Genomic DNA, 24,665 nt, shown 5'->3' with positions numbered 1-24,665 from the left:
TCCATCTATGGCGCGATAAGGCTTTTGTGTTGTATTAGACTAGATACTGATCAACTAAACGACTATAGATAATCTTTTAGTGTCTTAGTCTTTTCTTTTGCGTCTTGTTAGGAAGCCTAATCCAAGAAGAGAGAGTAAGCCTGTTCCAAGTCCTGTCATTAGACTGCCTGTGTCATTTGTTTTTGGCAGTGATTTGCCGCTAGATTGGCTAGTAATGGTTGATGGCTTAGTTGGTTTTTGAGGCTTAACCTCTGGTTGAGGCGCTGGTTTAGGCTCAGGCTTAGGCATTGGTTTAGGCTCAGGCTTAGGCATTGGTTTAGGCTGAGGTTCCGGCTTAGGCTGAGGTTCCGGCTTAGGCTGAGGTTCAGTTTAGGCTGAGGTTCCGGCTTAGGCTGAGGTTCCGGCTTAGGCTGAGGTTCCGGCTTAGGCTGAGGTTCCGGTTTAGGCTGAGGTTCCAGCTTAGGCTGAGGTTCCGGTTTAGGCTGAGGTTCCGGCTTAGGCTGAGGTTCCGGCTTAGGCTGAGGTTCCGGCTTAGGCTGAGGTTCCGGTTTAGGCTGAGGTTCCGGCTTAGGCTGAGGTTCCGGCTTAGGCTGAGGTTCCGGCTTAGGCTGAGGTTCCGGCTTAGGCTGAGGTTCCGGCTTAAGTTCAGGATCTGGCTTAGGCTGAGGTTCCGGCATTGGCTTAGGCTCAGGATCTGGCTTAGGTTCAGGATCTGGCTTAGGTTCAGGATCAGGCTTAAGTTCAGGATCTGGCTTAGGCTGAGGTTCCGGCATTGGCTTAGGCTCAGGATCTGGCTTAGGTTCAGGATCAGGCTTAGGTTCAGGATCAGGCTTAAGTTCAGGATCTGGCTTAGGCTGAGGTTCTGGTTTAGGCGCAGGGTCAAGTTTAGGTTTTTCCGGTGGACCCGCTTCTCCACTTTCTCCTTTTGGATATTTAGTTTGCCCATCCTCACCTGGTAAAGGCTTCGGATTTTTTCCACCTGGGGGCTTAGGACCTGACTCTGGTTTTTTTGGTATCAAAGTAGAACCAAGAAGGTGCTGATAGTGTTTATGTGTATCAGGGGTATAAGATGAAGTTATGTAAAGATCCAAGCTATAAGTAGCTGAAGTAGCTTCAGATTTTTCTGCAGTATCAATTAATTTCTTCAACTGTTGATCTTCGTAGTCGGTTAAGCTATAACCACTTTTAAAATGTTCTTTAGGATAACCATCAGTAAAATGCCAAATAGCGAGCTGTGTTACTCGACGACTTTGCTCCTCATCTAAGTCTCCTAATTTTTGATAAGGGTATCCATTTGTAAGGATATTTAGCAGCTTTGATGCCAAATTGTCACTATGTTTTTGAGAATATTCCTTTAAAAGAGGATTATTGCCTAATTTCTTTTCGTAAGTAGGTAGTGGGATACTTAATTTTTTGGGATCCATAGTCTGAAATCTAGCTTCCCAAGTTTCTGGATAACTATCTAGTCTATTAAAGCAGTAGACACAGTGATTTTTATCAATGTTTCTTTTAGGATGGTCTGTCGGTGTTACGTATAGAAATGCTGGCCAATTCTCACCAGGCTTTGTTCCGTCATCGTATCCATAATACTGCTCGGCTATGATTCTGGCTGATCCGCCGATGAAGCTGCCCGACATGATGATGCAGACTGTCGAGGCTGCTAGCATCTTCTTCATTGTTTTTCTCATGTTTCTCTCCTTTGAGTTTAGAAATAGTCATTCCCAAACCTTTCTTCTCCGTAGAATAGCTTAACATGGTGACTCTAAGCTGTGAATCATTTTCTGATAATTAGCTTCCGCAGTTTCGTTTTTTTTTTTTTTTAATTAAAACGGAAATTGTCTGATATTATTTTGGATTAACAAAACCAGCCTAAAGCTGGAAAAATAGTATTGGGACCAAGTAATAGAGAATACGAAAAAGCTTATCGTTAGGAGTAATGATATACTCCCCTTATAGTGGACAGTGAAAAAACAAAAATTCACTAGAAACTATAGGAGGAGTTTTCATATGTCCAAGAGAAGCCCAAAATCAGTAGAAGAAAAGTTAGAGCTTGTACAGCTGTATCAAGAACAAGGAGTATCTATTTCAACCTTAGTTAGTTCTTATGGAGTGGCTAGTACAACTATCAAGAAGTGGATTAGAAAATACGAAAACTCAGGCATAGATGGTCTTAAAGAAAGTCGAACTTGGAAACAATACAGTAAAAAATTGAAGGAACAAGCTGTACAAGACTATTTAAACAACTTAGGAAGTTTAGAGACGATTATTGAGACATATCATATTTCTAGTCAAAGTGTTCTCAAACGTTGGATAAACCAGTATACTAGTGATAAAGCATTACAAACCACTAGTAAAGGACTAAGTCGTATGAAGCAAGGACGAAAAACCACTTTTGAAGAACGTGTTGAGATTGTCAACTTCACCATTGCTCATGATAAGGACTATCAAGCAGCTATTGAAAAATACGGTATTTCTTACCAACAAGTTTATTCATGGGTAAGAAAGTTTGAGAAGGACGGTAGCCAAGGACTTCTAGACCGCAGAGGGAAAGGGTTAGAAAGTAAGCTTAACCTTACTCCGGAAGAAGAGTTACAGCTTAAAATCAAACAGTTAGAGGAACGCAATCGTTACCTTGAAATGGAGGTAGGATTGCTAAAAAAGTTAGAAGAAATCAGACGCAGAAACCGACGGTAAGAATCGGACGTTACTTAGAAGAATTTCAAGCTATTAAAGATTATTCCGATAAGCATAGTGAAGCTTCTATTAGCCAGTTATGCCAATTGATTGGTGTATCTCGATCAGGTTATTATAAGTGGCTTAATCACAAAGAGACGACATCTGAGGAGACAAATCGAACACTATTAAAAACCATAAAGGAACTTCATACCAAACGCAAGGGAATTTTAGGGTATCGTCGAATGACGCGAGCTGTCAATCGGAAACTTGGAACAACTTATAACAAGAAGCGAATTCGTCGCCTAATGCGCATTCTTGGTATCTCCTCAATTATCCGTCGTTCTCGTGGTTATTGCACGAAAACCAGTTTTGTGAATATCGAAGAGAACATTCTCAATAGAGAATTTGCAGCTCATGCCCCTAATCAAAAATGGTGTACAGATGTGACTTTCTTACAGTATGGACGAGGTTGTAAGGCTTATTTAAGTGCTATTAAAGACCTTTATGACGGCTCTATCGTAGCTTACCATATCAGTAAGCACAATGATAATCCACTTGTTATGGAAACTCTAAGAAAGGCAATAGAGATTAACTCAGGAGCCACACCATTGCTTCATAGTGATAGAGGCTCCCAATACACGTCGCGGGAATATCGCATGGTAACAACACAGTATCAGATGACACGTTCAATGTCACGAGTTGGTAAATGCATTGACAATGCCCCAATTGAGAGCTTCTTTGGTCACTTTAAGACGGAGTGTTATGACTTGAAGGATTACAAGACGTTTGAGGAGTTAGTTTATGATATTGATGACTATATCTATTTTTACAATAACGAACGATTTCAAGAGAAGCACAACGGCCTTGCCCCTCTTGAAGTGAGGAACAAGGCCGTTGCTTAATCTTTTATTATTTCATTGTCTACTTGACAGGGAGCAGTTCATAAAACGATAAGCTTTTTGTCATCTAGTTGATAGCCAATGATTAAAAGGCTATGGGTAGTGCTTTAGTTATTGTTTTCTTTTGCGTTTTGCCAGGAAGCCTAGTCCAAGAAGAGAGAGTAAGCTTGTTCCAAGTACAGTCATTAAGCCGCTAGTGTCATTTGTTTTTGGTAGTGCTTTGCCACTTGGTTGGCTAGCCATTGCTGATGGCTTGTTTGGTTTTTGTGGTTTAGTCTCTGGCTGAGGCTTAACTTCTGGTTGAGGTGTCGGCTTAGGTTCAGGTTTGGATTCTGGTTTAGGATCCATTGGTTTAGGTGCTGGATTAGGCATTGGCTGTGGTTCTGGTTGTGGCATTGGGTCTGGGGTAGGAGTATGGTTTTCCCCACGAGGTCCTTGCTCTCCACGTTCGCCTTGAGGTCCTTGCTCTCCACGTTCGCCTTGAGGTCCTTGCTCTCCACGTTCGCCTTGAGGTCCTTGCTCTCCACGTTCGCCTTGAGGTCCTTGCTCTCCACGCTCGCCTTTTTCTCCATCTTTACCATCACGTCCAGGGTCCCCTTTAGGTCCTGGAATGCCTTGTTGCCCAGGGTCCCCTTTTTCACCCTTAGGTCCAGGTTGTCCATCCTTACCATTTTGTCCGTCACGCCCAGGAGCACCGTCTTTACCGTTTTCTCCTCTAGGCCCTGGAATTCCAGGTTTCCCTTTAGGTCCTCTTTCGCCTGGTTTACCAGGATCCCCTTTTTCACCTTTAGGCCCCGGTTGTCCGTCATGTCCAGGAGCACCATCTTTTCCATCTTCACCCTTAGGCCCTGGAATTCCAGGCTCACCTTTGGGCCCAGGAAGTCCTTGAGGTCCACGTTCCCCTTTATCACCTGTTTTCCCGTCTTTTCCAGCGGGTCCGGTTTCTCCTTTGTCACCTCTAGGTCCCGGAATTCCAGGTTTCCCGTCCTTACCGTTTTCGCCTCTAGGACCTTGAGGACCACGCTCACCGTTCTTACCATTTTTCCCCGCAGGTCCGCGTTCTCCAGGTTCGCCTTGAGGACCACGTCGTCCATCTAAACCATGTTTAATAAATTGTTCTTGAATTTTCTCATCATAATTTTCGTCATATTGATTATTACCATTTTTATCAATATAGGTGATAATTCGTACTCCACTACGATTTTCTTCTTTTAAGTAAATTTTATGACAAAAACAACTACTAGGATTAGACTGTTTTGATATCAAAGCAGAGCCTAAAAGATGTTGGTAATGTTTACGTTTATCAGGAGTAAGTGAAGAAGTTGTGTAAAGCTCTAAGTTATAGGTGGATAATGTATTTTTGTTTTTTTCTGCAGTATCAATTAAACTTTTTAAGTGTTGGTTTTCTTTATCTTGCAAACTATAGCCATCTTTAAACCTATCCGTAGGATAACCATCAGTAAAATGCCAAATAGCTAACTGTGTTACGCGTCGACTTTGGTCGGGAGTCAAACCATCTAATATTTTATTGGGATACCCATGTTCAAGAAGGACTGCTAGTTTTGATGATAAGTTACTGCTTTTTAGCTTAGAATATTTTTGTAAAAATGCATCAGTACCTATTTCTTTATGATAGATAGGTAGTGGAAAATGTAATTTATCTGGTTGTTGATGTTGAAATTGTAGTTCCCAATGTTCTGGATAGCTGAAATCTTTATTGAAACAATACACGATGTGCTTTGTGTCAGTTTTTCTTTCTGGGTTATTTTTTGGTGTTACGTATAAAAATGCTGGCCAATTTTGTTGTCCTTTTGTACCATCGTCGTAGCCATAATATTCCTCCGCCAACACTCTAGCTGAGCCGCTGATGAAGTTGCCTGACATGATGATACAGAGTGTCGAGGCTGCTAGCATCTTCTTCATTGTTTTTTTCATTGTCTCTCTCCTTTTAGTTTAGAAATAATCATTCCTAAGCCTTTCTTTTTCCAGAGAATACTTTAGCATGCCTTTTGCAGGCTGTGAATAGCTTTCTGATAATTGGTCTCCGTAGTTTCGTTTTTTTTTTTTTTTTTTAATTAAATTCAAAATTATCTGATATTGCAACTAATTGCTAAGAGCCTAAAGAAAATTGATGCTATCAGGATTGTTTGTCTTGGTAGCTGAGCAGCAAGGTGAACGTTCGTCTTTTACCTTTATTTTGGAGTCTTTTGTTAGGTAATTGTTCATCGTTTCTAATAACCATTAAAAAATATTCCCCGATAGCCTTGGAACGTTTATTGGCTGGCGCTTAAGCCTTTTTTGCCTAAAGTCCTGAGTTTGTTTTCTTGCTTGATAATATGCTATAATAACTAGAGATGCCTTTGACAAAGAAGCTGAGGGTGATTTGAAGCCTTATGACGCTGATAAAATATAGTAAGATTAGGGAAATGATGTGAGAGTAAAGATTCATTTGGAGTGCAGCCATTGCGGTAGCAAAAATTATTTGACCAGTAAAAATAAAACAAGTCACCCTGAGAAGATTAAGGTTCCTAAATACTGTCCTAAGGAGAGAAAAGTAACGCTGCATGTTGAATCTTAGTTGGTTTTGTGTTAGAATGAGTGAGACTACAGTGGAGGAATTAACATGTACGACTTACTACTTACGATATTGCTAGTATTATCAGTATTGCTTGTGATTGCTATCTTTATGCAGCCACAAAAAAATCCTAGTAGCAATGTTTTTGATAGCAGCGGTTCAGAGGCCTTGTTTGAACGTACAAAAGCTCGTGGATTTGAAGCTTTTATGCAACGTTTTACAGCAGTTCTAGTGTTTTTTTGGCTAGGGATTGCATTGGTGCTTGCCATTTTATCAAGTAAATAAGGAGTGAGCTTGACAGAGTTAGTCTAGCTCATTTTTTTATCAATGAGCACAACCATCAAGCATGGTGTTAGAAATAGAAGATAGGTATGATGATAGAGAACATTACGAATTATTTAAAGGAGCATGGCCAATCAAATATTCATGATTTGGCGGCTGCACTAGAGATGACTGATGCGAGGAGCTTTCCTCGCCTGATTAAAGCCATTTCCAAAATGGAAGGCAAGGGACTTTTGTCTTTTTCAGATGAGGGTGAGGTGTTTCTTAGAGCACCACAGCAAAAAAAGCCAGAGATAAGGGTTCAAGGTATTTTTCGTGCCAATAAGGCTGGCTTTGGCTTTTTGTCGGTTGATGACAATGAGGACGACATTTTTATTGGTCGTGATGATGTGGGGTATGCTAGTGATGGCGATAGGGTTGAGGCTGTTATTAAAAAACCAGCTAATCGGCTTAAGGCTACAGCAGCAGAGGCTCGCGTGGTAGCTATCGTGGAGCGCTCTTTAAAGACGGTTGTTGGTAGGGTTATTTTAGATGATGATCACCCTAAGTATGCTGGCTACATCAAGTCGAAAAATCAAAGGATTCAACAGAGGATTTATATCGCAAAATCTCCAATTGCCTTAGATGGTACTGAAATCATTAAGGCTGATATTGTGCAATACCCTAAGGCTGGGCAGGATTATTTTGTAGGGACTGTGTGTGATATTATTGGGCATCAGCATGATGTCGGCATTGATGTGCTGGAGGTTTTGGAATCTATGGATATTGTATCGGCGTTTCCAGATGACGTTCTAGCTGAGGCCAATGCCATTCCAGATGCTCCGAGTGATCAGGATCTTATGGGGCGTGTTGATTTGCGCAAAGAAACGACCATCACTATTGATGGTGCTGATGCTAAAGACCTAGATGACGCCATCCATATCAAGAGATTGGCCAATGGAAACGTTGAGCTTGGGGTTCATATCGCAGATGTGTCCTACTATGTGACGGAAGGGTCAGCCTTGGATCGTGAGGCAGCTGCGCGCGGGACCTCTGTTTACGTGACAGATCGTGTGGTGCCAATGCTGCCGGAGCGGTTGTCAAATGGTATCTGCTCTCTCAATCCAAAGGTTGACCGGTTGACCCAGTCAGCGATCATGGAGATTGATCATCAGGGACATGTGGTTGATTATCAGCTGTGTCAGTCAGTGATTAACACAACCTTTAGAATGACCTACAGCGCGGTCAATCAGATGATTGCAGGTGACAGTGAGGCGCTTAGGGAATTTGATAGAATTGCTGATGATGTGAGTACTATGGTTGAGCTGCATCAGATCTTAGAGGCGATGCGTGTGAAGCGTGGGGCCTTGAACTTTGACACGCAGGAGGCTAGGATTATTGTCAATGATAAGGGCATGCCGGTTGATGTGGTTTTGCGTCAGCGAGGTGTGGCAGAGCGTCTGATTGAGTCCTTTATGCTGGCAGCAAATGAATGTGTTGCTGAGCATTTTTCAAGGGCTGGCTTGCCATTTATTTACCGGGTTCATGAGGAGCCAAAGGCAGAGAAATTGCAGACCTTTATTGATTACGCTAGTGCCTTTGGGATTCAGATTCAGGGAACTGCTAATAAGATTTCTCAAGAAGCCTTGCAGGCCTTTATGGCAAAGGTAGAAGGAAGTCCTGGAGCAGAGGTTTTGAATATGATGCTGCTGCGCTCTATGCAGCAGGCTAGGTATTCTGAGCATAATCATGGTCACTATGGCTTAGCAGCAGACTACTACACGCATTTTACCAGCCCGATTCGTCGTTACCCTGATTTACTGGTGCACCGCATGATTCGAGAATACAATCAGATCACGCAGGAGAAGGTGGATCATTTTGCTCAGGTTATTCCAGAATTGGCGGCATCGTCCTCTCAGCTAGAGCGTCGTGCAATTGACGCGGAGCGTGTGGTTGAGGCGATGAAAAAAGCAGAGTATATGGCTGCCTATATCGGTGATGTCTTTGATGGTGTGATTGCTAGCGTGGTCAAATTTGGTATGTTTGTGGAGCTGCCAAATACAATTGAAGGGCTGGTGCATATTACCAATTTGCCTGAGTATTATCATTACAATGAAAGAACCCTATCCTTACATGGGGAGCGCTCAGGAAAGGTCTTTAGAGCTGGTCAGCCCATTCGAGTTCGGCTCATGAGGGCTGATAAGGAAACTGGCGAGATTGATTTTGAATACTTGGCCAGTGACTATGATGTAATTGAAAAGACTACTAAGTCAGTCAAGTCTAGACGACAGTCTCGGCAACGGGCTGCTTCAAGGGTTAGCAGGAGCAAGGAATCCAAGCCCTCAAAGCCAAAATCAAAGCAGAAGACAAGAAAAAAAGCAAAGAAACCATTTTACCAAAAAGCTGCTAAAAAGAAAGGTCGTAAAAGGAGTTAAGCATGGCAAAAGGCGAAGGTAATGTATTAGCGCAACACAAAAAGGCTCGTCATGACTATCATATCGTTGAGACAGTTGAGGCTGGAATTGTGTTGACCGGTACGGAGATTAAGAGTGTTCGTGCCGCGCGTATCCAGCTCAAGGACGGCTTTGCCCAAATCAAGAATGGTGAGGCCTGGTTGGTCAATGTTCATATTGCTCCCTTTGAGCAGGGAAATATCTGGAATGCTGATCCGGAGCGCACGCGCAAATTATTGCTCAAAAAGCGTGAGATTCAGCATTTGGCAGATGAGCTAAAGGGCACAGGCATGACCTTGGTTCCTCTAAAGGTTTACCTAAAGGACGGCTTTGCAAAGGTATTAATTGGACTTGCCAAGGGTAAGCATGATTATGATAAGCGTGAGTCCATCAAGCGACGCGAGCAGGATCGTGACATTCGACGTGTGATGAAGAGTGTGAACCGCCGCTAAGCGTCTGTTTACAAGCTGATGGCCTTGATTAAGTCCTGTGCAATACAGAACTAAATCCCTTGCTTAAAACTAAATTGTCCAACTTTTTGGGGGTCAGTAGATAGACGGGTGGTTATGACATTATCTCGTCTTTTTAGGTGCGAGGCAGACGCAAGGTCACATACTAAAAAAGACTTGATGGTTTTGATTGGGACCATCAAGTCTTTTTGTCGTGCTTGTCATGATGAGGGCAACCAGTCCTTATCGGCCTCATTGGTGGCTGATAGGGGCCTTGATGATTGCTCTGTCATTTCCTTTCCTTGACGATGTAGACGGGTCTTTTCTTAGTTTCAAGGAAGATCTTGGAAATGTATTTTCCAATAATGCCCATACAAAATAGTTGAATACCGCCAATAAACAGCATAATGGATACAGTGCTTGCCCAGCCTGAAACCGGATCACCAAAAAGCAGCTTGCGTATAACAATAAAGCAAATGGCCAGTAGGGATAGCAAAAAGCTAAGCGTTCCAGTCCAGGTAGCAATGGTTAAAGGCATCTCAGAAAAATTGATAAAGCCGTCTATCGAGTAGTTCAAAAGCTCAAGAAAGTTCCAGCTGGTTTTGCCGTACTGCCGCTTACGATTGTCAAAGCTAATATAGGCAGTCTTGTAGCCAACCCAAGAAAAAATCCCCTTGGAAAAGCGGTTGACCTCTCCCAACTCTAAAATGCTATCCACTACCTGTCTTGTCATTAAGCGATAATCACGTACCCCATCGACGATTTCTGTGTTAGAGACATGCTTGACCAGTTTGTAAAAAAGCTTGGCAAAAAAGGAACGGATAGCAGGCTCTCCTTGTCGGCTCTGTCTTTTTGTGGCCACCACGTCAAAGCCTTCTTGTAGTTTGCTATACATCAGAGGGAGCAACTCTGGTGGGTCTTGAAGGTCAACGTCCATCACCGTAATATAGCTTCCTTTTGCCTCTTCTAGGCCGGCTAATAGTCCAGCTTCCTTGCCAAAATGTCGTGAAAAGGAGAGGTAATGCACATTAGAGAAGCGCCCCGCAAGCTCTCTTAGCACGCTCAGGGTTTGATCTGTAGAGCCATCATCAATAAAAAGATATTCAAAGGCTAATTGGCTGGTCATAGCCGCTTCGATTTGCTTCATTTCTTCAAGATAAGGAATAATCGTGTCTTCTTCGTTGAAGCAGGGGATAATTACAGATAATAATGTCATAGGCATCACTTTCCATAGGTCTTTTGACACATTGTACCATAATTCGACAGTTATGAAAAAGAAAAGGCAAAGGACTGTCTTTGCACTTTCTTTGGGAGCAATGGCAAAAGGGGCTTAGTTAAAGAAGGAAATAACCTCTTCTCTGGGCTTTCTGGTTTGTGAGTGTTTGGGATCGCGCAGGCGATAGCCTAAAGACAGCATGCTAGTAATACCCTCGGTATCAGGATTGATAATCCCATGTTTTGCTAGGATAGCATTTACCTTGTCATAGTCAAAGCCTTCAATCGGACAAGAGTCAATCCCCATAAGAGCAGCAGTGGTCATCATATTAGCAAGTGCGATATAGGTTTGCTTGGCAGTCCAATCAAAAAGTGCGCGCGGGTTATCTGCTATTTTCATATCATGCTTTTGGAAGGCTTCGTAGCATGCCAGACGACTGGCCAAGGCTTGCTCGTCAGTAATGCCTCTGCGCAATAAGCTTTGCTTGATAGAAGCGCCATCATATCTGGCGTTTTTTTCGCTGATTAAAAGGATCATATGACTAGCTGTCTCAAACTGATAGACTGCTCCCCAAGAGACCTCCTTTAGCTCATGCTTGACAGCTTCATTTTCTAAAACGACAAACCGCCAGGCCTCAAGGCCGATAGAGGAAGGACTGAGCCAGGCAGCGTCTAAAATCAGGTCTAAGTCTTCTTTGGCTATTTTTTGGTCATTGTAGACGCGTACCGCTGTCCGAAAAGAAAAAGCATTTCTAAGCTGTTGATGAATGGATTTGTGTGACATAAGCACCTCCTAGGTTTTTGTTACCCCTATCATAGCATATTTTTACAGGCATTTGTTAGCCTTTGTTAATGCTTGTGCCTCTTAAGCCATCAAAAGCTTGCAAGCCCAGAGAGACAAGAAGCTTTGGAAGAAAGCTGAGACTAGATGATATTTTGCTGGGCATAAGAGATGACCCAAGCTAATTCAGCTAGCAGGGCAAAGTGATGTGATTAGTTTTTATGTGATTATCCTTGCTTTTCTTTAGTGTATGAGCTGGAGTATTACAAAGAGCTAGTACTTTCTTGAAAGAAGCTGTCCCATTCTTTGGCTTCATCAGCTGTAAATAGTAATGAAATGGTAGCCAGTATGACGTGATGAGCTGCAAGCGCCTGTTCTTTATCTTTCCAGTTAAAATCATAGACTGCTTGTAATTCATGTAAATAGAGCTTTTCAAAGGCAAAGTAATTAGGATAATGTTTGTTAAATAATAATTTAAGAAGTGTTCTGCTTGCCTTCCTCTCTTTACGATTAATCAAGACAGTAAGACAGTTTAATACAGTATCGATCCTAATACGATCTAGGTTATTTCGGAGTGCTTGAGGCGTATGCTCTAAGATGTCATTTGTCAATAAGATTAGGGCATCTGTTGTCATGTAGTGGACGATGTTTCCTAGTAGGCCGACATCAAGGTTAGTCCAATACTCCAAGGAAAAGAAGTAGTCTGTTAGCTCAGACATGATGTGTGGATCGATCTCTTTGTTTTGATATTCTGCAATGGTGATGGTTAGGATCAGTGAGATGATGTGGTAAATATACTGTCCCTTTGTCTTAGATAGACTTTGAAAGTCCTGCTGTAGCTGAGATAGAGTAGGAATATGTTTAGATTTTATTGCCAGTTCGATTTGCTTGATGGCTTCAATCAATTCCTTTTCGTGAAAATCCTCCCATTCGAATAGCTCGTTTATTTCAACAATCATAAAGCCTAAAAGCTGCAATAAAACATCATTAGAAAGGTTCGTTTTTCCATTTTCGAAGTCAGAAATACTAGTGGCTGAGCCAGCTATTTTACCAAGCGTTTTTAAGGATAGTCTTCTTTGTTTACGAATTGCTTTAAATTTCTCTCTGATATTCATATCCGGATTTCCGAAATTTTTCCTTTCGTATTTTTTCCCATTATATACTAGAAATAGTAAGAATGAAAGGAGAGAACCAATGGTTGTTCAAGAAATCAGAGAACATGATTTTGATCAAGAGCTTGATTTAACAGTCAAGAATCTAGTTTGTGGTGGAAATGATTGGTGTATGAGGATGTTTCGTTTATACTTTCCAAGAGAGCGATACATTTAGGTTTCAGGTGAGGAGTGATTGATATGAAAAGTATTTTACAAGTCATTTCAAAATGGCAGCTTTTCTTGTATAGCTTATTGGCTTTGCTCTATTCCTTGCAGGGACTATTGTTATCAGTATTAATTCAGATAGCAGGGCAAATTGATATGAACAATAAAGGAATGGTATTGCTTTTTGGTCTTGGAGGCATAGCTTTTTTTGTCTTTATTTATACGTGCATGTATCTTAATAACATTTTAGCACGTTCTATGGTTAGAGCGTTTAATTGCCTTATTGCAAAGAAGGCTTTATATCATTTTTATCATAAACAGCTCAACTACTCTACTTCAGCCTTAAATTCGTTTTTGACACAAGATATTCCTATGTTTTGGCAGGAGTATTTGGTCCCCTTATTCATTTATCCTGTTTTTGGCTTATCTATATTAGCCTCTGTCTTGTACCTTCTTTTGCAGGATATTTACATTGGTATTGCTTTTACTATTGGTGGCTTTTTGATGATTATTCCACAGTTTGTGTTCAATCACTTACTTCAATCACGAGGCTTAGAGCTTAGTCAGGCGAGGGAGAAAAGCCTGGCCAGTATTACTGATTTTACTAAGGGGGTAGACACGATACAGAGTAATCAAGCCAACGAAGCTTTTGCTCATCATGTGTTAGAAATGATTCAGCATATGGAAGACAAGCAATATAGCTATTATACTACCCACAATCTGGTAATGTTTTGGACTGGTCCATTAAAAGGGATTGGCTTGGTTGGGCCTCTTATTATTGGTCTGTTGGTGATGAGCTATTCAAGTCTATCACTAACAACTCTCATTGCTATGATGACAGCTTCTACGAATCTTGTCTCTCCCTTGCAACAATTATTAGAAGCCACTTCGAGTTTACAGTCTGCAACCGCAATCAAAGAGAAGATGGTTAGGTTATTGGCTCTAGAGGAAGAAACAGAACATCAAGCCTTAGTCCCTACAGATGGTCTCAAACTTGATGTCTATTTTAAGAAGCTACATAAGCATTTTGATCATAAGCTTATTTTTCAGAGGACAGATGGCCACATTCCAGCAGGGGATAAAGCCTTGCTAACAGGAGCCAGTGGTAGTGGGAAATCCACTTTATTTGCTCTTTTGTGTGGTGAGGATAAGGATTATTCTGGAACTATTTATTTTGAAGCTGCCAATAGAAAACGCTATTTTCCTTCCTATGATGTTGTGTCTTTGATACATCAAAGGCCCTACATATTTGAAGGAAGCTTGCGAGATAATCTCACGCTGTTTCAGGATTATTCGGACCAGCGCTTAAAGGAGATATTACAGCAGGTTCATCTTTGGAATGAGTTAAACGAGGATCTTGATCTCCATCTAGATGGGCAAAATCTCTCTGGCGGGCAAATCATGAAACTAGAAATTGCACGTTGTTTGCTGAGACTAAAACCGATTTTGTTGGCTGATGAGGTCACAGCTGCCCTAGACAAAGAAAGCGCCAGAGAGATTCGTGAGTTACTCTATTCACTCCCCTGTACCATGATTGAGATAGCTCATAAATATGATGTAAAAGCTTATGATTGCATTTATCATCTAAAGGATAAAAAGCTAGTCAGGTGCTCTTGATCAGCTTTTGAGCTTAGCACAAATAGCTTTTGCCCCTCTGATTTCCCATCAAGGGGTGCTTTGACTTTTCCTTGTGAGAAAATAGCCTGTAATATGAAAAGCAACAGACCAAGTGCTGTTGCTTTAGATGTTAGAGTCTGAGACGTTTCGTTTCGGGCTTTTTAAGTCTCCTATCACCCTTCAAAGTATAGTAATTCTTTTGGTGTTTGAGTGAAGAGCTCAAAGCCGTCTTTAGTCACGTGACCACAGTCCTCAATACGAACCCCAACCTTGCCTGGGATATAGATACCAGGCTCAACTGAGAAGCACATGCCTTCTTCAAGAATCAGGTCATTGCCAGCCATGATTGATGGAAATTCGTGAACGTCCATACCGATACCATGACCGAGCCTGTGATTGAAGTAGTCGCCATAGCCAGCCTTTTCAATCACTTGGCGAGCAGCGGCATCTACCTGAGCTGCAGTCACTCCTGGCTTAATCATATCAAGAGCAGTTAGCTGAGCCTCTAAGCAAAGCTGATAAATATCAAGCTTAAATTGGTCTGGCTTTCCAACGGCAACTGTACGCGTCATGTCGCTAGTATAGCCTAATGTTTCAACACCAAGGTCAAAGAGCAGCAGGGCATTGTTTTCGATTTTATTGGTTCCTGGAATACCATGTGGGTTTGCGGCGTTGTTACCAGTTAAAACCATCGTTTCAAAGCTCATCTTGCTGATGCCTTGTTTTTTCATTTCAAATTCGATTTGAGCGATGATATCTGTCTCAGTGACGTCAAGTGAAATATTATCAAAGCCTACATTGACAGCCTTATCGGCAAATTCTCCAGCAACCAGCATTTTTTGAATTTCGTCAGCAGACTTGATGAGCCGCATTCTTTGAATGTAAGGGGTTAGATTGTCAAAGCGTCCTGAAAAGACACTCTGCAGCCCTTGAAACTTGGTAATGTTCAAATGATCAAACTCAGCGTAAATGATCTTTACTGCTGTGCTTGGTAGGACAGACTTGATTTTTTCCCAAGGATTTTCAGAGTCAACGTAGCCAAAAACAGGGAAGTCCAGCAATTGTTCAGCCCTTGCAACCTCTAAAGCTGGTACAAACAAAACAGGAGCCTTGTCATGATAGACAAATAGGAACATCTGCCTTTCATGAGGATCACATAAAAAACCAGTTAAGTAATTGATCGTTACAGAATCAGAAAAGATAGCAAGCTCAGCTTTTTCCTGATTAAGATACAAACGAATTTGATCTAATTTAGTCATAGATAAACCTTCTTTCTGCCTTCTATTTTTCCAAAAAATACTTAAAAAAGCAAGCTTATTATGAATTTTTGAAAACTTTTTCAAAAATCAACCGTTAATACTTGAAAGTGGTTACAAATCATGCTAAAATACTTTTTGAAAGCGTCATTTTCAGTTAGAAAGGAAGATGAAGAATGAATACAGATGATACAATCACGATTTATGATGTTGCTCGCGAAGCGGGAGTTTCAATGGCGACAGTTAGTCGAGTTGTAAACGGTAACAAAAATGTAAAGGAAAATACCCGCAAAAAGGTCTTAGAGGTTATTGATCGTCTCGATTATCGTCCAAATGCTGTTGCTCGTGGTCTTGCAAGTAAAAAGACAACAACAGTTGGTGTTGTGATTCCTAATATTGCAAATAGCTATTTTTCTATCCTGGCAAAGGGAATTGATGATATTGCTGCTATGTACAAGTACAATATCGTTCTTGCTTCAAGCGATGAGGACGACGATAAAGAGGTCAATGTTGTGAATACCCTCTTTGCAAAGCAGGTTGATGGCATTATTTTCATGGGACATCACTTGACTGACAAGATTCGTGCAGAGTTTTCTCGTTCGCGTACGCCAATTGTTCTGGCAGGAACGGTTGATCTGGATCATCAACTGCCAAGTGTTAACATTGATTATAAGGCGGCTGTTGCTGATGTTGTGGACATTTTAGCTAAAGACCACCAAAGCATTGCCTTTGTTTCAGGGCCGCTCATTGATGATATCAATGGAAAGGTGCGTTTGGCTGGCTACAAGGACGGACTCAAGAAGAACAAGCTTGATTTTAAAGAGGGTCTGGTGTTTGAAGCCAACTATTCCTATAAGGAAGGCTTTGAGCTGGCTCAGCGTGTGATCAATTCCGGAGCGACAGCTGCCTATGTTGCAGAGGACGAGCTGGCAGCAGGCCTTTTGAATGGTCTTTTTGAAGCTGGCAAGCGTGTTCCAGAGGACTTTGAGATTATCACAAGCAATGATTCTCCAGTCGTTCAGTACACACGTCCAAATTTGAGCTCTATCAGTCAGCCAGTCTATGACTTGGGTGCTGTTAGCATGCGTATGCTCACTAAGATCATGAATAAGGAAGAATTAGAAGAAAAAGAAATTTTATTGAACCATGGCATTAAAAAGCGTGGGACAACAAAATAGTTCTGCCTGTTTAGGCAGCTTTGAGGACAAGCTGGGAGTTTTCTGGTTTGTCCTTTTTAGGAGGTTAAGATGAGTCATCAACTATTAATGCAGGCCTTTGAATGGTATTTACCTGCTGATGCAAAGCATTGGCAAAGGCTGAAAAGCAGTATTCCTGAGCTGCAGCAGCTAGGGGTTAGTCAGCTGTGGCTACCGCCTGCCTTTAAGGGCACTAGCTCTGACGATGTGGGATACGGTGTTTACGATTTGTTTGATTTGGGAGAGTTTGACCAAAATGGGACTGTCAGCACAAAATATGGCAGCAAAGAGGATTATTTGCAGCTGATTGCAGCCCTAAAAGAGGCAAATATAAAGCCTATTGCTGATGTTGTGCTGAACCATAAGGCTAATGGTGATCACAAGGAACGCTTTTCTGTGATCAAAATGAATCCAGAGAACCGTCAGCAGCCTCTCACAGAGCCCTATGAGATTGAAGGCTGGACAGGCTTTGATTTTCCCGGTAGACAAAATACCTATAATGACTTTAAATGGCACTGGTATCATTTTACGGGATTGGATTATGACGCCAGGTCTAATGAGACAGGTATTTACATGATCACCGGTGATAACAAGGGCTGGGCCAATGATGAGCTTATTGATGATGAGCATGGTAATTTTGATTATCTAATGTACAATGACCTGGATTTCAAGCACCCTGAGGTAATCCAAAATTTACAGGATTGGGCCAAGTGGTTTATTGAGACAACTGGTATTGAGGGCTTTCGCTTAGACGCTGTGAAGCATATTGATTCTTATTTTATTCAGACCTTTATCAATGATATTCGTACCCAGCTAAAGCCTGATTTAGAGGTTTTTGGAGAATACTGGAAGTCTGATCAGGAATCTATGGAGGATTACCTCGAAGCAACGAAGGCTCAGTTTGCTCTAGTTGATGTTGCGCTGCACATGTCCTTTTTTAATGCTAGCCAGCAGGGAGCTGATTTTGATTTGACCACTATTTTTGATGGCAGTCTTGTGGCTAGTCGGCCAGACCTTGCTGTTACCTTTGTTGAAAACCATGACACCCAAAGAGGACAAGCTCTAGAGTCAACTGTTGAGGAATGGTTCAAGCCCTTAGCCTATGGTCTGATTCTTTTGCGGCAAGAGGGCAAGCCCTGTCTTTTTTATGGTGATTATTATGGTATTTCTGGAGACTACCCTCAGCAAAGCTTTAAAGGGGTTATCACAAAAATGGCAGAGCTCAGGCAGCAGCTGGTCTATGGGGAGCAGATTGATTACTTTGATCATGCCAATTGTATCGGCTGGACCTGCTTAGGAGATGATCAGCACCCTCAGCCTCTGGCAGTTGTTTTGTCTAATGGCGATGCAGGCTGGAAGCGTATGGAGGTTGGTCAAGCCTATGCTGGTCAAACCTTTTATGATTTCTTAGGACATTGTCAAGAGACTGTTGTTGTTGCTGAGGATGGCTGGGCAGATTTCAAGGCAGCAGCAGGATCTATCTCAGCCTGGGTGTTACAAAAAGCACAGCCAAAAGAAGAAGCTTAGCAGATAGGCTAGCTTAGTTAGAAGAAAAAGCCAGGTCTTGTTGGCTTTTTTGGTCAGTGAGAAAGGTGGGAGGCTTTCTTGAAAGGGCTAATACGTGAGTCCTGAGCTGGAGCTTTTACGATCTTGGTGCAGCTGATATTACCAAAATCAGCCATTTGATGACAGCAAAATCAGGAATTAAAAGCATTTTTGAGCTGAGGATAGGTGTAGGAGAGGTTATGATCTAAAATCAGTCTCAGGGCTGATTTTTAACTCTCTTAGTGAAAAATACCATAAAATAGGCTATAATAGACAGTATGAAAGTCTTATTGTATTTAGAAGCAGAAAATTATTTAAGAAAATCAGGTATCGGGCGAGCGATTAAGCATCAGGCAAAGGCCCTATCGCTTGTGGGACAGGAGTTCACCACTGATCCAAAGGACGACTATGATTTGGTTCATCTCAATACCTATGGGCTTAAAAGCTGGCTTTTGATGTCAAAGGCTCAAAAGGCCGGCAAAAAGGTGATTATGCATGGGCATTCGACAGAGGAGGATTTTAGAAATTCCTTTATTTTTTCAAATCTAGTGTCTCCTTTATTCAAAGCCTATCTCTGTCGCTTTTACAATAAGGCGGACGCCATTATCACACCGACCCCTTATTCTAAAGCCTTAATTGAGCATTACGGGATTAAGACCCCTATCTTTGCAGTATCTAATGGGATTGATTTGGAGCAATATGGTGCTAATGCTGACAAAGAAGCTGCCTTTCGTCGTTATTTTAACCTCAAAGAGGGTGAGAAGGTAGTCATGGGAGCGGGGCTTTTCTTTCTTAGAAAAGGGATTGATGAGTTTGTTAAGGTTGCTGAGATGATGCCAGATGTTCGGTTTATCTGGTTTGGTGATACCAATAAATGGGTTATTCCTGCTCGTGTCCGCCAGATTGTCAACGGTAAGCACCCCGATAATGTGATCTTCCCTGGTTATATCAAGGGAGATGTGTATGAGGGGGCTATGACTGGGGCTGACGCCTTTTTCTTCCCAAGTCGTGAGGAAACAGAAGGCATTGTGGTTCTCGAAGCCTTAGCCAGCCGGCAGCATCTTGTTTTACGCGATATACCAGTCTATGAGGGCTGGATTGATCAAGACAGTGCTGAGTTGGCAAATGATACCTCAGGCTTTGTTGCAGCCTTAAGACGCATTCTTTCAGGGGAAAGCAACAAAACAGAGGCAGGCTATCGTGTCGCCGAGGGGCGCAGCCTTGATAGGATTGCTCATCAATTAGTGGCTATTTATCAAAAAGTAATGGAGTTATAAGATGCGTGTAGGTCTATTTACAGATACCTATTTTCCACAGGTTTCCGGAGTGGCTACCAGTATTCGCACCCTAAAGGAGGAGCTGGAAAAAGAGGGGCATGAGGTCTATATTTTCACAACAACAGACAAGCATGTTAAGCGCTTTGAGGATCCGACAATTATTCGGTTACCAAGTGTTCCTTTTGTGTCCTTTACGGATCGTCGTGTGGTTTATCGTGGGCTCATTTCCTCCTACAAGATTGCTAAGGAATATCATTTAGACATTATCCATACTCAAACAGAGTTTAGCTTAGGTCTGCTGGGCAAAATGGTGGGCAAGGCCTTAAGAATTCCGGTTGTTCACACCTATCATACCCAGTATGAGGATTATGTGAGCTATATTGCTAATGGTAAGATCATTCGACCTAGCATGGTCAAGCCCCTGCTTCGTGGGTATTTAAAGGACCTTGATGGTGTTATTTGCCCAAGTCGGATTGTGCTAAATCTTTTGGAGGGGTACGAGGTGACCATTCCTAAGCGTGTGATTCCGACTGGCATTGCACTAGAGAACTATGTTCGTGAGGATATTAAAAAAGAAGATGTCGCTGCCTTGAGAAAGGAATTGGCCATTTCTGATGATGAGACCATGCTATTGAGCCTGTCGCGGGTGTCCTATGAGAAGAATATTCAGGCTATTATCCATCAGCTGCCAGCTGTTTTGAGTGAAAATAGCAGGATCAAGCTTGTCATTGTTGGTGATGGTCCTTATCTTCAAGCCTTAAAGGAGCTGGCTGTCAGCTCAGGCGTTGAGGATCATGTGGTCTTTACTGGTATGATTGCTCATGATCAGGTTGGGCTTTATTATAAGGCCTGTGATTTCTTTATTTCAGCGTCAACGAGTGAGACACAGGGGCTAACTTATATTGAGAGCCTTGCTAGTGGCAAGCCCATCATCGCTCATGGCAATCCCTACCTAGATGATTTGATTACCGATAAGATGTTTGGAACACTTTATTATGCTGAGTCAGAATTGTCAGATGCGATTATTGATGCCATTTTAGAAACACCTCAAATGAACCAGAGGCTGCTAGATGAGAAGCGCTATGAGATTTCAGCTCAGCATTTTGGCAAATCAGTGTACACCTTTTATTTAGATACCTTGATTTCGCGACACAATAAAGAGACGAAAAAGCTAAGTCTCTATCTCAATCGAACAGAAAAGAGTGGCTCAATCAAGCTGGTTCAAGGAGCGATTCACTTGCCTAAGCGAGCAGCTAAGGCAACTGCACTGACATCTGTCAAGGTGCTCAAAGCCCCTATCAAGCTGGTCAATGCGATCCGAGACTTTTTGGACTAAGGCTAAATAAACAAAGAAGCCTGCAATTACAGGCTTTGGTTCTGCGTGAGAGAGCAGATAGCTCTTTAGGATAATCATTTGTCTAAAGGATTTAGTTTGTTGTCTTGTGAACTGAGACGACAGGCGGCAAGTCCTGTTTGAGCTGTTCTTCAAAGGCTTGTGGCAGAAGTTTCAGGGTTCCTTGCCTAGTCATTCTTGCCTTGTGGGCTTGGAGGTTTGTGGGCTTATCTCAGCTTTTTTAGGAAAAATCACTTGAATTATTTCCAAATATTGCTATAATAATCAAGAAGACAAGTTAGATTAGGTCACACCCTTTTAGCGAGTGCTGGTTGGTGAGAAGAGCACAGGGTGTCTAGTGTAATACTCCTTCCTTGCTTTTATGCAAACATAAAACGGTGGTCACGATATAGCCAAGCTGAGGTGCAGGACAGGATTTCTTTGTCATGCATAAATAAAGGTGGAACCACGCTGATTGCGTCCTTTGGGAGGCAGTCAGTTTTTATTTTGTCGTAGCAGCAGAAGGCTTGGGAGATATAGCCCTGCTTGATTAGCTTGTTTTAAGTATCTAGATGGTTTATAGGAGAAAACAGATGATTACAATCACTTTCCCAGACGGCGCGGTGCGTGAATTTGAATCTGGTGTCACAACCTTTGAGATTGCTGACTCTATCAGCAAATCTCTAGCTAAAAAGGCCTTGGCTGGTAAGTTTAATGGTCAATTAATTGATACCACGCGCGCCATTGAAGAGGACGGTAGTATAGAAATTATAACTGCTGATCATGAGGACGCTTTTGAGGTGCTGCGTCATTCTGCGGCTCACTTGTTTGCTCAAGCTGCTAAGCGCTTGTTCCCCAAGCTGCATCTTGGTGTAGGCCCTGCCATTGCAGATGGTTTTTATTATGATACAGACAATGCTGATGGTCAAATCTCTAACGAAGACCTGCCTCGCATTGAAGAGGAAATGAAAAAAATTGTCAAAGAGAACTTTCCATGTATTCGTGAGGAGATCACAAAAGAAGAGGCTCTTGAGCTTTTTAAGGATGACCCTTATAAGGTTGAGTTGATTAATGAGCATGCAGATGATGCGGCTGGCTTAACTGTTTACCGTCAAGGTGAATTTGTGGACCTTTGTCGTGGTCCTCATGTGCCGTCAACAGGTCGGATTCAGGTCTTTCATTTGTTAAATGTAGCTGGAGCTTACTGGCGTGGCAATAGCGATAATAACATGATGCAGCGTGTCTATGGGACAGCCTGGTTTGATAAAAAGGACCTCAAGGCCTATTTGACACGCCTTGAGGAGGCTAAGGAGCGCGATCACCGTAAGCTAGGCAAGGAGCTTGATTTGTTTATGATCTCTCAGGAGGTAGGACAAGGCTTGCCATTTTGGCTACCAAATGGAGCGACGATTCGTCGCACGCTTGAGCGCTATATCACTGATAAAGAGCTGGCATCAGGCTATCAGCATGTTTATACTCCGCCGCTTGCTTCAGTTGAGCTTTATAAAACATCAGGCCACTGGGAGCATTATCAGGAGGATATGTTCCCGACAATGGATATGGGAGATGGTGAAGAATTTGTCCTTCGTCCAATGAATTGCCCCCACCATATTCAGGTTTATAAAAACCATGTGCATTCCTATCGCGAGCTGCCGATTCGTATTGCAGAGCTTGGTATGATGCACCGCTACGAGAAATCAGGGGCTCTTTCAGGGCTTCAGCGCGTGCGAGAGATGACCTTAAACGATGGGCACCTGTTTGTGATGCCAGAGCAGATTCAGGAGGAATTCCAGCGTGCCCTTCAGCTGATTATTGACGTGTATGAGGATTTTAATCTGACAGATTATCGCTTCCGTCTGTCCTATCGTGATCCAAAGGATACACATAAATATTACGATAACGATGAGATGTGGGAAAATGCACAGAGCATGCTGAAGGCTGCGCTTGATGAAATGGGCGTTGATTACTTTGAAGCAGAAGGAGAGGCTGCCTTTTACGGGCCAAAGCTTGATATTCAGGTCAAAACAGCCCTTGGAAACGAAGAAACCTTATCAACTATTCAGCTGGACTTCTTGCTGCCTGAACGTTTTAACCTGAGCTATATTGGTGCTGATGGAGAAGAGCACCGTCCAGTGATGATCCACCGCGGTGTAATTTCAACCATGGAGCGCTTCACTGCTATTTTGATTGAAACCTATAAGGGGGCTTTCCCAACATGGCTTGCACCACATCAGGTGACAGTTATCCCAATTTCAAATGAAGCTCATATTGATTATGCTTGGGAGGTTGCTAAAACCCTTCGTGATCATGGCATTCGTGCTGATGTGGATGATCGCAATGAAAAAATGCAATACAAGATTCGTGCCTCTCAAACCAGCAAAATCCCTTACCAATTAATCGTTGGTGATAAGGAAATGGAGGACAAGTCAGTTAATGTGCGCCGCTATGGCAGCAAAGCAACGCATACTGAAGCTATAGCAGAATTTGTTGACAATATTTTGGCTGATATTGCTCGCAAATCGCGCCCAGCTGAAGGCTAAAAAACAGACTAAGCAAGCTGGTTTTGGATAGGCTGATCAGGTAGAAAGTGGCTTGACTTGCAAAACAGATGACATAAAAAAGCTTAGTTTTACAAATGAACTGCGCCCCAAAAGTTAGACAAACTATCTAACGAATGGGGTGCTTTTAATATGACATTAAGACATCAAGACAAGGTAGAAATCTGCGGCCTACAAAACCAGAGTTATTCATTCAAACAATTTGATATCAATCAATTCCATTTAAAGTATTTAGCACGATTAATTGATTGTAAAGCTGCTAAGGAAAAAGATTCGTTCCTCTCCCGAACTAAAGCTTAAAATGATCAATAAGGTTCTTAATAAAGGACAATTTGCATTATAAAATTCTACAGTTAGGTGGCATTGAACTTCCGATCCGCATTGAGAGTATGCTGGGTGCTTTCGGTTGCAAGCTATTTCAACTACTGATTGCTCAAACGCCTATGACAGCTAGAGTAAGTAGTCCATTAATTGTTTATACTAGTTTGAAGAAGAAAGCTCCTCAACGTCGTGAAGCACTTAATGGTGATTTCTCCAATCACCACCATTTTCTATGGGGGTAGTCTATGGAGATTTATGCTTGCTATTAGAAACAAATCGGGAGTTTAGAAGAGCAAATTGCCGCTTGTTTGTCTCACTATGACTGTCAAGTAGAAACCCTAGATTTCATTCATTCCTAGTAGTGACATCATGATAGCTTCAGTCTTTATTTCTGAGACTAGTGTGGATATGAGTTAATTCTAAGCACAGGTCACTTAGCCTCATGGATAGAGCTTTAGCTGGGGAATAATGAAAATGCTGGTAAGAAATGGAGCGCTGGCATTCGACATGGTTATTTTTATTTGAAGAAATCTCTTTATCAGGCTACCTAGGCTACTAGAAATTACACAGGAAGTTTGTTAGTAGAATGATTTTACCAGATTCAAAGTAGGTGTGATTCACAAAAAACGACCATTGCACTTGCATATCAGCTATTAAACTGGATCAGGTGGAAGAAGAAACTAGGCTCAATCAGGAGACGATGACAACAATGATTGGCAAGTATGAGTGCTATGCGAGGCAGTTAGAAAAATTAGCTTTTGTCTTTAATTATAATTCGGAATTAAGAACAAAAGATGAGTGGGAGAAAACAATTTAGAATGTTAGCTGGATTAATCTCAGATACTTAATGAGTGTAATGCTGATTTTTGGACTTAAATAAGCACAATAGTAAGTATTATTTTCTATAATCTGAAACAAATCTGAAATGTTAGTC

Annotated in this window: 21 protein-coding genes; 14 read left to right on the top strand and 7 right to left on the bottom strand. The window is 42.0% G+C overall.

The window, feature by feature from the left end:
- Positions 1-84: 84 nt before the first annotated feature.
- Positions 85-159: an LPXTG cell wall anchor domain-containing protein gene (locus I2432_RS10345; RefSeq protein ID WP_231196290.1), complete on the bottom strand. Its 75-nt coding sequence runs from the start codon at positions 157-159 to the stop codon at positions 85-87.
- A complete protein-coding gene (locus I2432_RS07390) occupies positions 159-1,688 on the bottom strand; it encodes a thioester-forming surface-anchored protein (protein WP_249093173.1) in 1,530 nt (509 codons plus the stop codon). The genes I2432_RS10345 and I2432_RS07390 overlap by 1 nt, the downstream gene beginning before the upstream one ends.
- 319 nt (positions 1,689-2,007) lie before the next feature.
- Between I2432_RS07390 and I2432_RS07385 the strand changes: the two genes are divergently transcribed.
- A protein-coding gene (locus I2432_RS07385; protein WP_206158698.1) for an IS3 family transposase occupies positions 2,008-3,578 on the top strand; the annotation gives its coding sequence in 2 pieces (ribosomal slippage) (positions 2,008-2,653 and positions 2,653-3,578; 1,572 coding nt in all).
- Positions 3,579-3,686: 108 nt separating this feature from the next.
- Here I2432_RS07385 and I2432_RS07380 read toward each other — a convergent pair.
- A complete protein-coding gene (locus tag I2432_RS07380; protein WP_206158697.1) occupies positions 3,687-5,510 on the bottom strand; it encodes a thioester-forming surface-anchored protein in 1,824 nt (607 codons plus the stop codon).
- Positions 5,511-6,006: 496 nt separating this feature from the next.
- On the opposite strand from I2432_RS07380, the gene rpmG reads away from it, so the two are divergent.
- From rpmG to smpB, 4 genes are all read left to right on the top strand, one after another.
- On the top strand, positions 6,007-6,153 hold the full coding sequence (gene rpmG / locus I2432_RS07375; RefSeq protein ID WP_012677605.1) for a 50S ribosomal protein L33: 147 nt from the start codon (positions 6,007-6,009) through the stop codon (positions 6,151-6,153).
- 45 nt (positions 6,154-6,198) lie between these two features.
- Positions 6,199-6,435, top strand: coding sequence for a preprotein translocase subunit SecG (gene secG, locus I2432_RS07370; protein ID WP_012516015.1), 237 nt, complete (start codon positions 6,199-6,201; stop codon positions 6,433-6,435).
- A gap of 86 nt (positions 6,436-6,521) precedes the next feature.
- The gene (rnr, locus tag I2432_RS07365; protein WP_206158696.1) at positions 6,522-8,846 is read left to right on the top strand and encodes a ribonuclease R; all 2,325 of its coding nucleotides are present in this window, start codon (positions 6,522-6,524) and stop codon (positions 8,844-8,846) included.
- Between the two features lie 2 nt (positions 8,847-8,848).
- A complete protein-coding gene (gene smpB, locus I2432_RS07360; RefSeq protein WP_012677607.1) occupies positions 8,849-9,316 on the top strand; it encodes an SsrA-binding protein SmpB in 468 nt (155 codons plus the stop codon).
- 286 nt (positions 9,317-9,602) lie between these two features.
- On the opposite strand, the gene I2432_RS07355 is transcribed toward smpB, so the two are convergent.
- The 3 genes from I2432_RS07355 to I2432_RS07345 all read right to left on the bottom strand — a co-directional run bounded on the left by I2432_RS07355 (position 9,603) and on the right by I2432_RS07345 (position 12,424).
- Positions 9,603-10,529, bottom strand: coding sequence for a glycosyltransferase family 2 protein (locus I2432_RS07355; protein ID WP_138119591.1), 927 nt, complete (start codon positions 10,527-10,529; stop codon positions 9,603-9,605).
- 114 nt (positions 10,530-10,643) lie between these two features.
- Positions 10,644-11,312: an NAD(P)H-dependent oxidoreductase gene (locus tag I2432_RS07350; RefSeq protein WP_014623212.1), complete on the bottom strand. Its 669-nt coding sequence runs from the start codon at positions 11,310-11,312 to the stop codon at positions 10,644-10,646.
- A gap of 260 nt (positions 11,313-11,572) precedes the next feature.
- Positions 11,573-12,424: a helix-turn-helix domain-containing protein gene (locus I2432_RS07345; protein WP_206158695.1), complete on the bottom strand. Its 852-nt coding sequence runs from the start codon at positions 12,422-12,424 to the stop codon at positions 11,573-11,575.
- A gap of 79 nt (positions 12,425-12,503) precedes the next feature.
- Here I2432_RS07345 and I2432_RS10435 point away from each other — a divergent pair, with 79 nt between their 5' ends.
- Together I2432_RS10435 and I2432_RS07340 are read left to right on the top strand one after the other, a co-directional pair.
- Positions 12,504-12,638: a hypothetical protein gene (locus I2432_RS10435; RefSeq protein ID WP_282957526.1), complete on the top strand. Its 135-nt coding sequence runs from the start codon at positions 12,504-12,506 to the stop codon at positions 12,636-12,638.
- A gap of 23 nt (positions 12,639-12,661) precedes the next feature.
- Positions 12,662-14,245, top strand: coding sequence for an ATP-binding cassette domain-containing protein (locus I2432_RS07340; protein ID WP_138119587.1), 1,584 nt, complete (start codon positions 12,662-12,664; stop codon positions 14,243-14,245).
- A 173-nt stretch (positions 14,246-14,418) separates the two neighbouring features.
- Here the strand turns inward: I2432_RS07340 and I2432_RS07335 are convergent, their stop codons facing one another.
- Positions 14,419-15,504 (bottom strand): M24 family metallopeptidase, encoded by a 1,086-nt coding sequence (locus tag I2432_RS07335; protein WP_138119585.1) that lies wholly within the window; start codon positions 15,502-15,504, stop codon positions 14,419-14,421.
- Between the two features lie 173 nt (positions 15,505-15,677).
- Here I2432_RS07335 and ccpA point away from each other — a divergent pair, with 173 nt between their 5' ends.
- The 7 genes from ccpA (at position 15,678) to I2432_RS07300 (ending at position 24,548) form a co-directional block, all read left to right on the top strand.
- Positions 15,678-16,679 (top strand): catabolite control protein A, encoded by a 1,002-nt coding sequence (gene ccpA / locus I2432_RS07330; protein WP_012516008.1) that lies wholly within the window; start codon positions 15,678-15,680, stop codon positions 16,677-16,679.
- Between the two features lie 69 nt (positions 16,680-16,748).
- Positions 16,749-18,224: an alpha-amylase gene (locus tag I2432_RS07325; RefSeq protein ID WP_206158694.1), complete on the top strand. Its 1,476-nt coding sequence runs from the start codon at positions 16,749-16,751 to the stop codon at positions 18,222-18,224.
- A 296-nt stretch (positions 18,225-18,520) separates the two neighbouring features.
- Complete coding sequence (locus I2432_RS07320) at positions 18,521-19,519, top strand: LTA glycolipid anchor biosynthesis glycosyltransferase, IagA/BgsA family (RefSeq protein ID WP_126436925.1); 999 nt, start codon at positions 18,521-18,523, stop codon at positions 19,517-19,519.
- Position 19,520: 1 nt separating this feature from the next.
- On the top strand, positions 19,521-20,855 hold the full coding sequence (locus tag I2432_RS07315; protein ID WP_043052263.1) for a glycosyltransferase family 4 protein: 1,335 nt from the start codon (positions 19,521-19,523) through the stop codon (positions 20,853-20,855).
- Positions 20,856-21,445: 590 nt separating this feature from the next.
- Positions 21,446-23,392: a threonine--tRNA ligase gene (thrS, locus tag I2432_RS07310; protein WP_111690292.1), complete on the top strand. Its 1,947-nt coding sequence runs from the start codon at positions 21,446-21,448 to the stop codon at positions 23,390-23,392.
- A gap of 350 nt (positions 23,393-23,742) precedes the next feature.
- Positions 23,743-23,973, top strand: coding sequence for a hypothetical protein (locus tag I2432_RS07305; RefSeq protein WP_049780515.1), 231 nt, complete (start codon positions 23,743-23,745; stop codon positions 23,971-23,973).
- Between the two features lie 425 nt (positions 23,974-24,398).
- On the top strand, positions 24,399-24,548 hold the full coding sequence (locus tag I2432_RS07300; RefSeq protein WP_206158693.1) for a hypothetical protein: 150 nt from the start codon (positions 24,399-24,401) through the stop codon (positions 24,546-24,548).
- The last annotated feature ends 117 nt before the right edge of the window (positions 24,549-24,665 follow it).

This window comes from Streptococcus equi subsp. zooepidemicus (assembly GCF_015689395.1).
GTDB lineage: Bacteria > Bacillota > Bacilli > Lactobacillales > Streptococcaceae > Streptococcus > Streptococcus equi.
Note: the sequence above shows the minus strand (reverse complement) of the source record. Positions and strands in the feature narration are given on the sequence as shown.

What these genes read in the sequence shown, in the direction of transcription:
- I2432_RS07390 (WP_249093173.1), bottom strand. Translation starts at nt 1,688, where the DNA reads ATGAGAAAAACAATGAAGAAGATGCTAGCAGCCTCGACAGTCTGCATC.
- I2432_RS07380 (WP_206158697.1), bottom strand. Translation starts at nt 5,510, where the DNA reads ATGAAAAAAACAATGAAGAAGATGCTAGCAGCCTCGACACTCTGTATC.
- secG (WP_012516015.1), top strand. Translation starts at nt 6,199, where the DNA reads ATGTACGACTTACTACTTACGATATTGCTAGTATTATCAGTATTGCTT.
- rnr (WP_206158696.1), top strand. Translation starts at nt 6,522, where the DNA reads ATGATGATAGAGAACATTACGAATTATTTAAAGGAGCATGGCCAATCA.
- smpB (WP_012677607.1), top strand. Translation starts at nt 8,849, where the DNA reads ATGGCAAAAGGCGAAGGTAATGTATTAGCGCAACACAAAAAGGCTCGT.
- I2432_RS07355 (WP_138119591.1), bottom strand. Translation starts at nt 10,529, where the DNA reads ATGACATTATTATCTGTAATTATCCCCTGCTTCAACGAAGAAGACACG.
- I2432_RS07350 (WP_014623212.1), bottom strand. Translation starts at nt 11,312, where the DNA reads ATGTCACACAAATCCATTCATCAACAGCTTAGAAATGCTTTTTCTTTT.
- I2432_RS07345 (WP_206158695.1), bottom strand. Translation starts at nt 12,424, where the DNA reads ATGAATATCAGAGAGAAATTTAAAGCAATTCGTAAACAAAGAAGACTA.
- I2432_RS10435 (WP_282957526.1), top strand. Translation starts at nt 12,504, where the DNA reads ATGGTTGTTCAAGAAATCAGAGAACATGATTTTGATCAAGAGCTTGAT.
- I2432_RS07340 (WP_138119587.1), top strand. Translation starts at nt 12,662, where the DNA reads ATGAAAAGTATTTTACAAGTCATTTCAAAATGGCAGCTTTTCTTGTAT.
- I2432_RS07335 (WP_138119585.1), bottom strand. Translation starts at nt 15,504, where the DNA reads ATGACTAAATTAGATCAAATTCGTTTGTATCTTAATCAGGAAAAAGCT.
- ccpA (WP_012516008.1), top strand. Translation starts at nt 15,678, where the DNA reads ATGAATACAGATGATACAATCACGATTTATGATGTTGCTCGCGAAGCG.
- I2432_RS07325 (WP_206158694.1), top strand. Translation starts at nt 16,749, where the DNA reads ATGAGTCATCAACTATTAATGCAGGCCTTTGAATGGTATTTACCTGCT.
- I2432_RS07320 (WP_126436925.1), top strand. Translation starts at nt 18,521, where the DNA reads ATGAAAGTCTTATTGTATTTAGAAGCAGAAAATTATTTAAGAAAATCA.
- I2432_RS07315 (WP_043052263.1), top strand. Translation starts at nt 19,521, where the DNA reads ATGCGTGTAGGTCTATTTACAGATACCTATTTTCCACAGGTTTCCGGA.
- thrS (WP_111690292.1), top strand. Translation starts at nt 21,446, where the DNA reads ATGATTACAATCACTTTCCCAGACGGCGCGGTGCGTGAATTTGAATCT.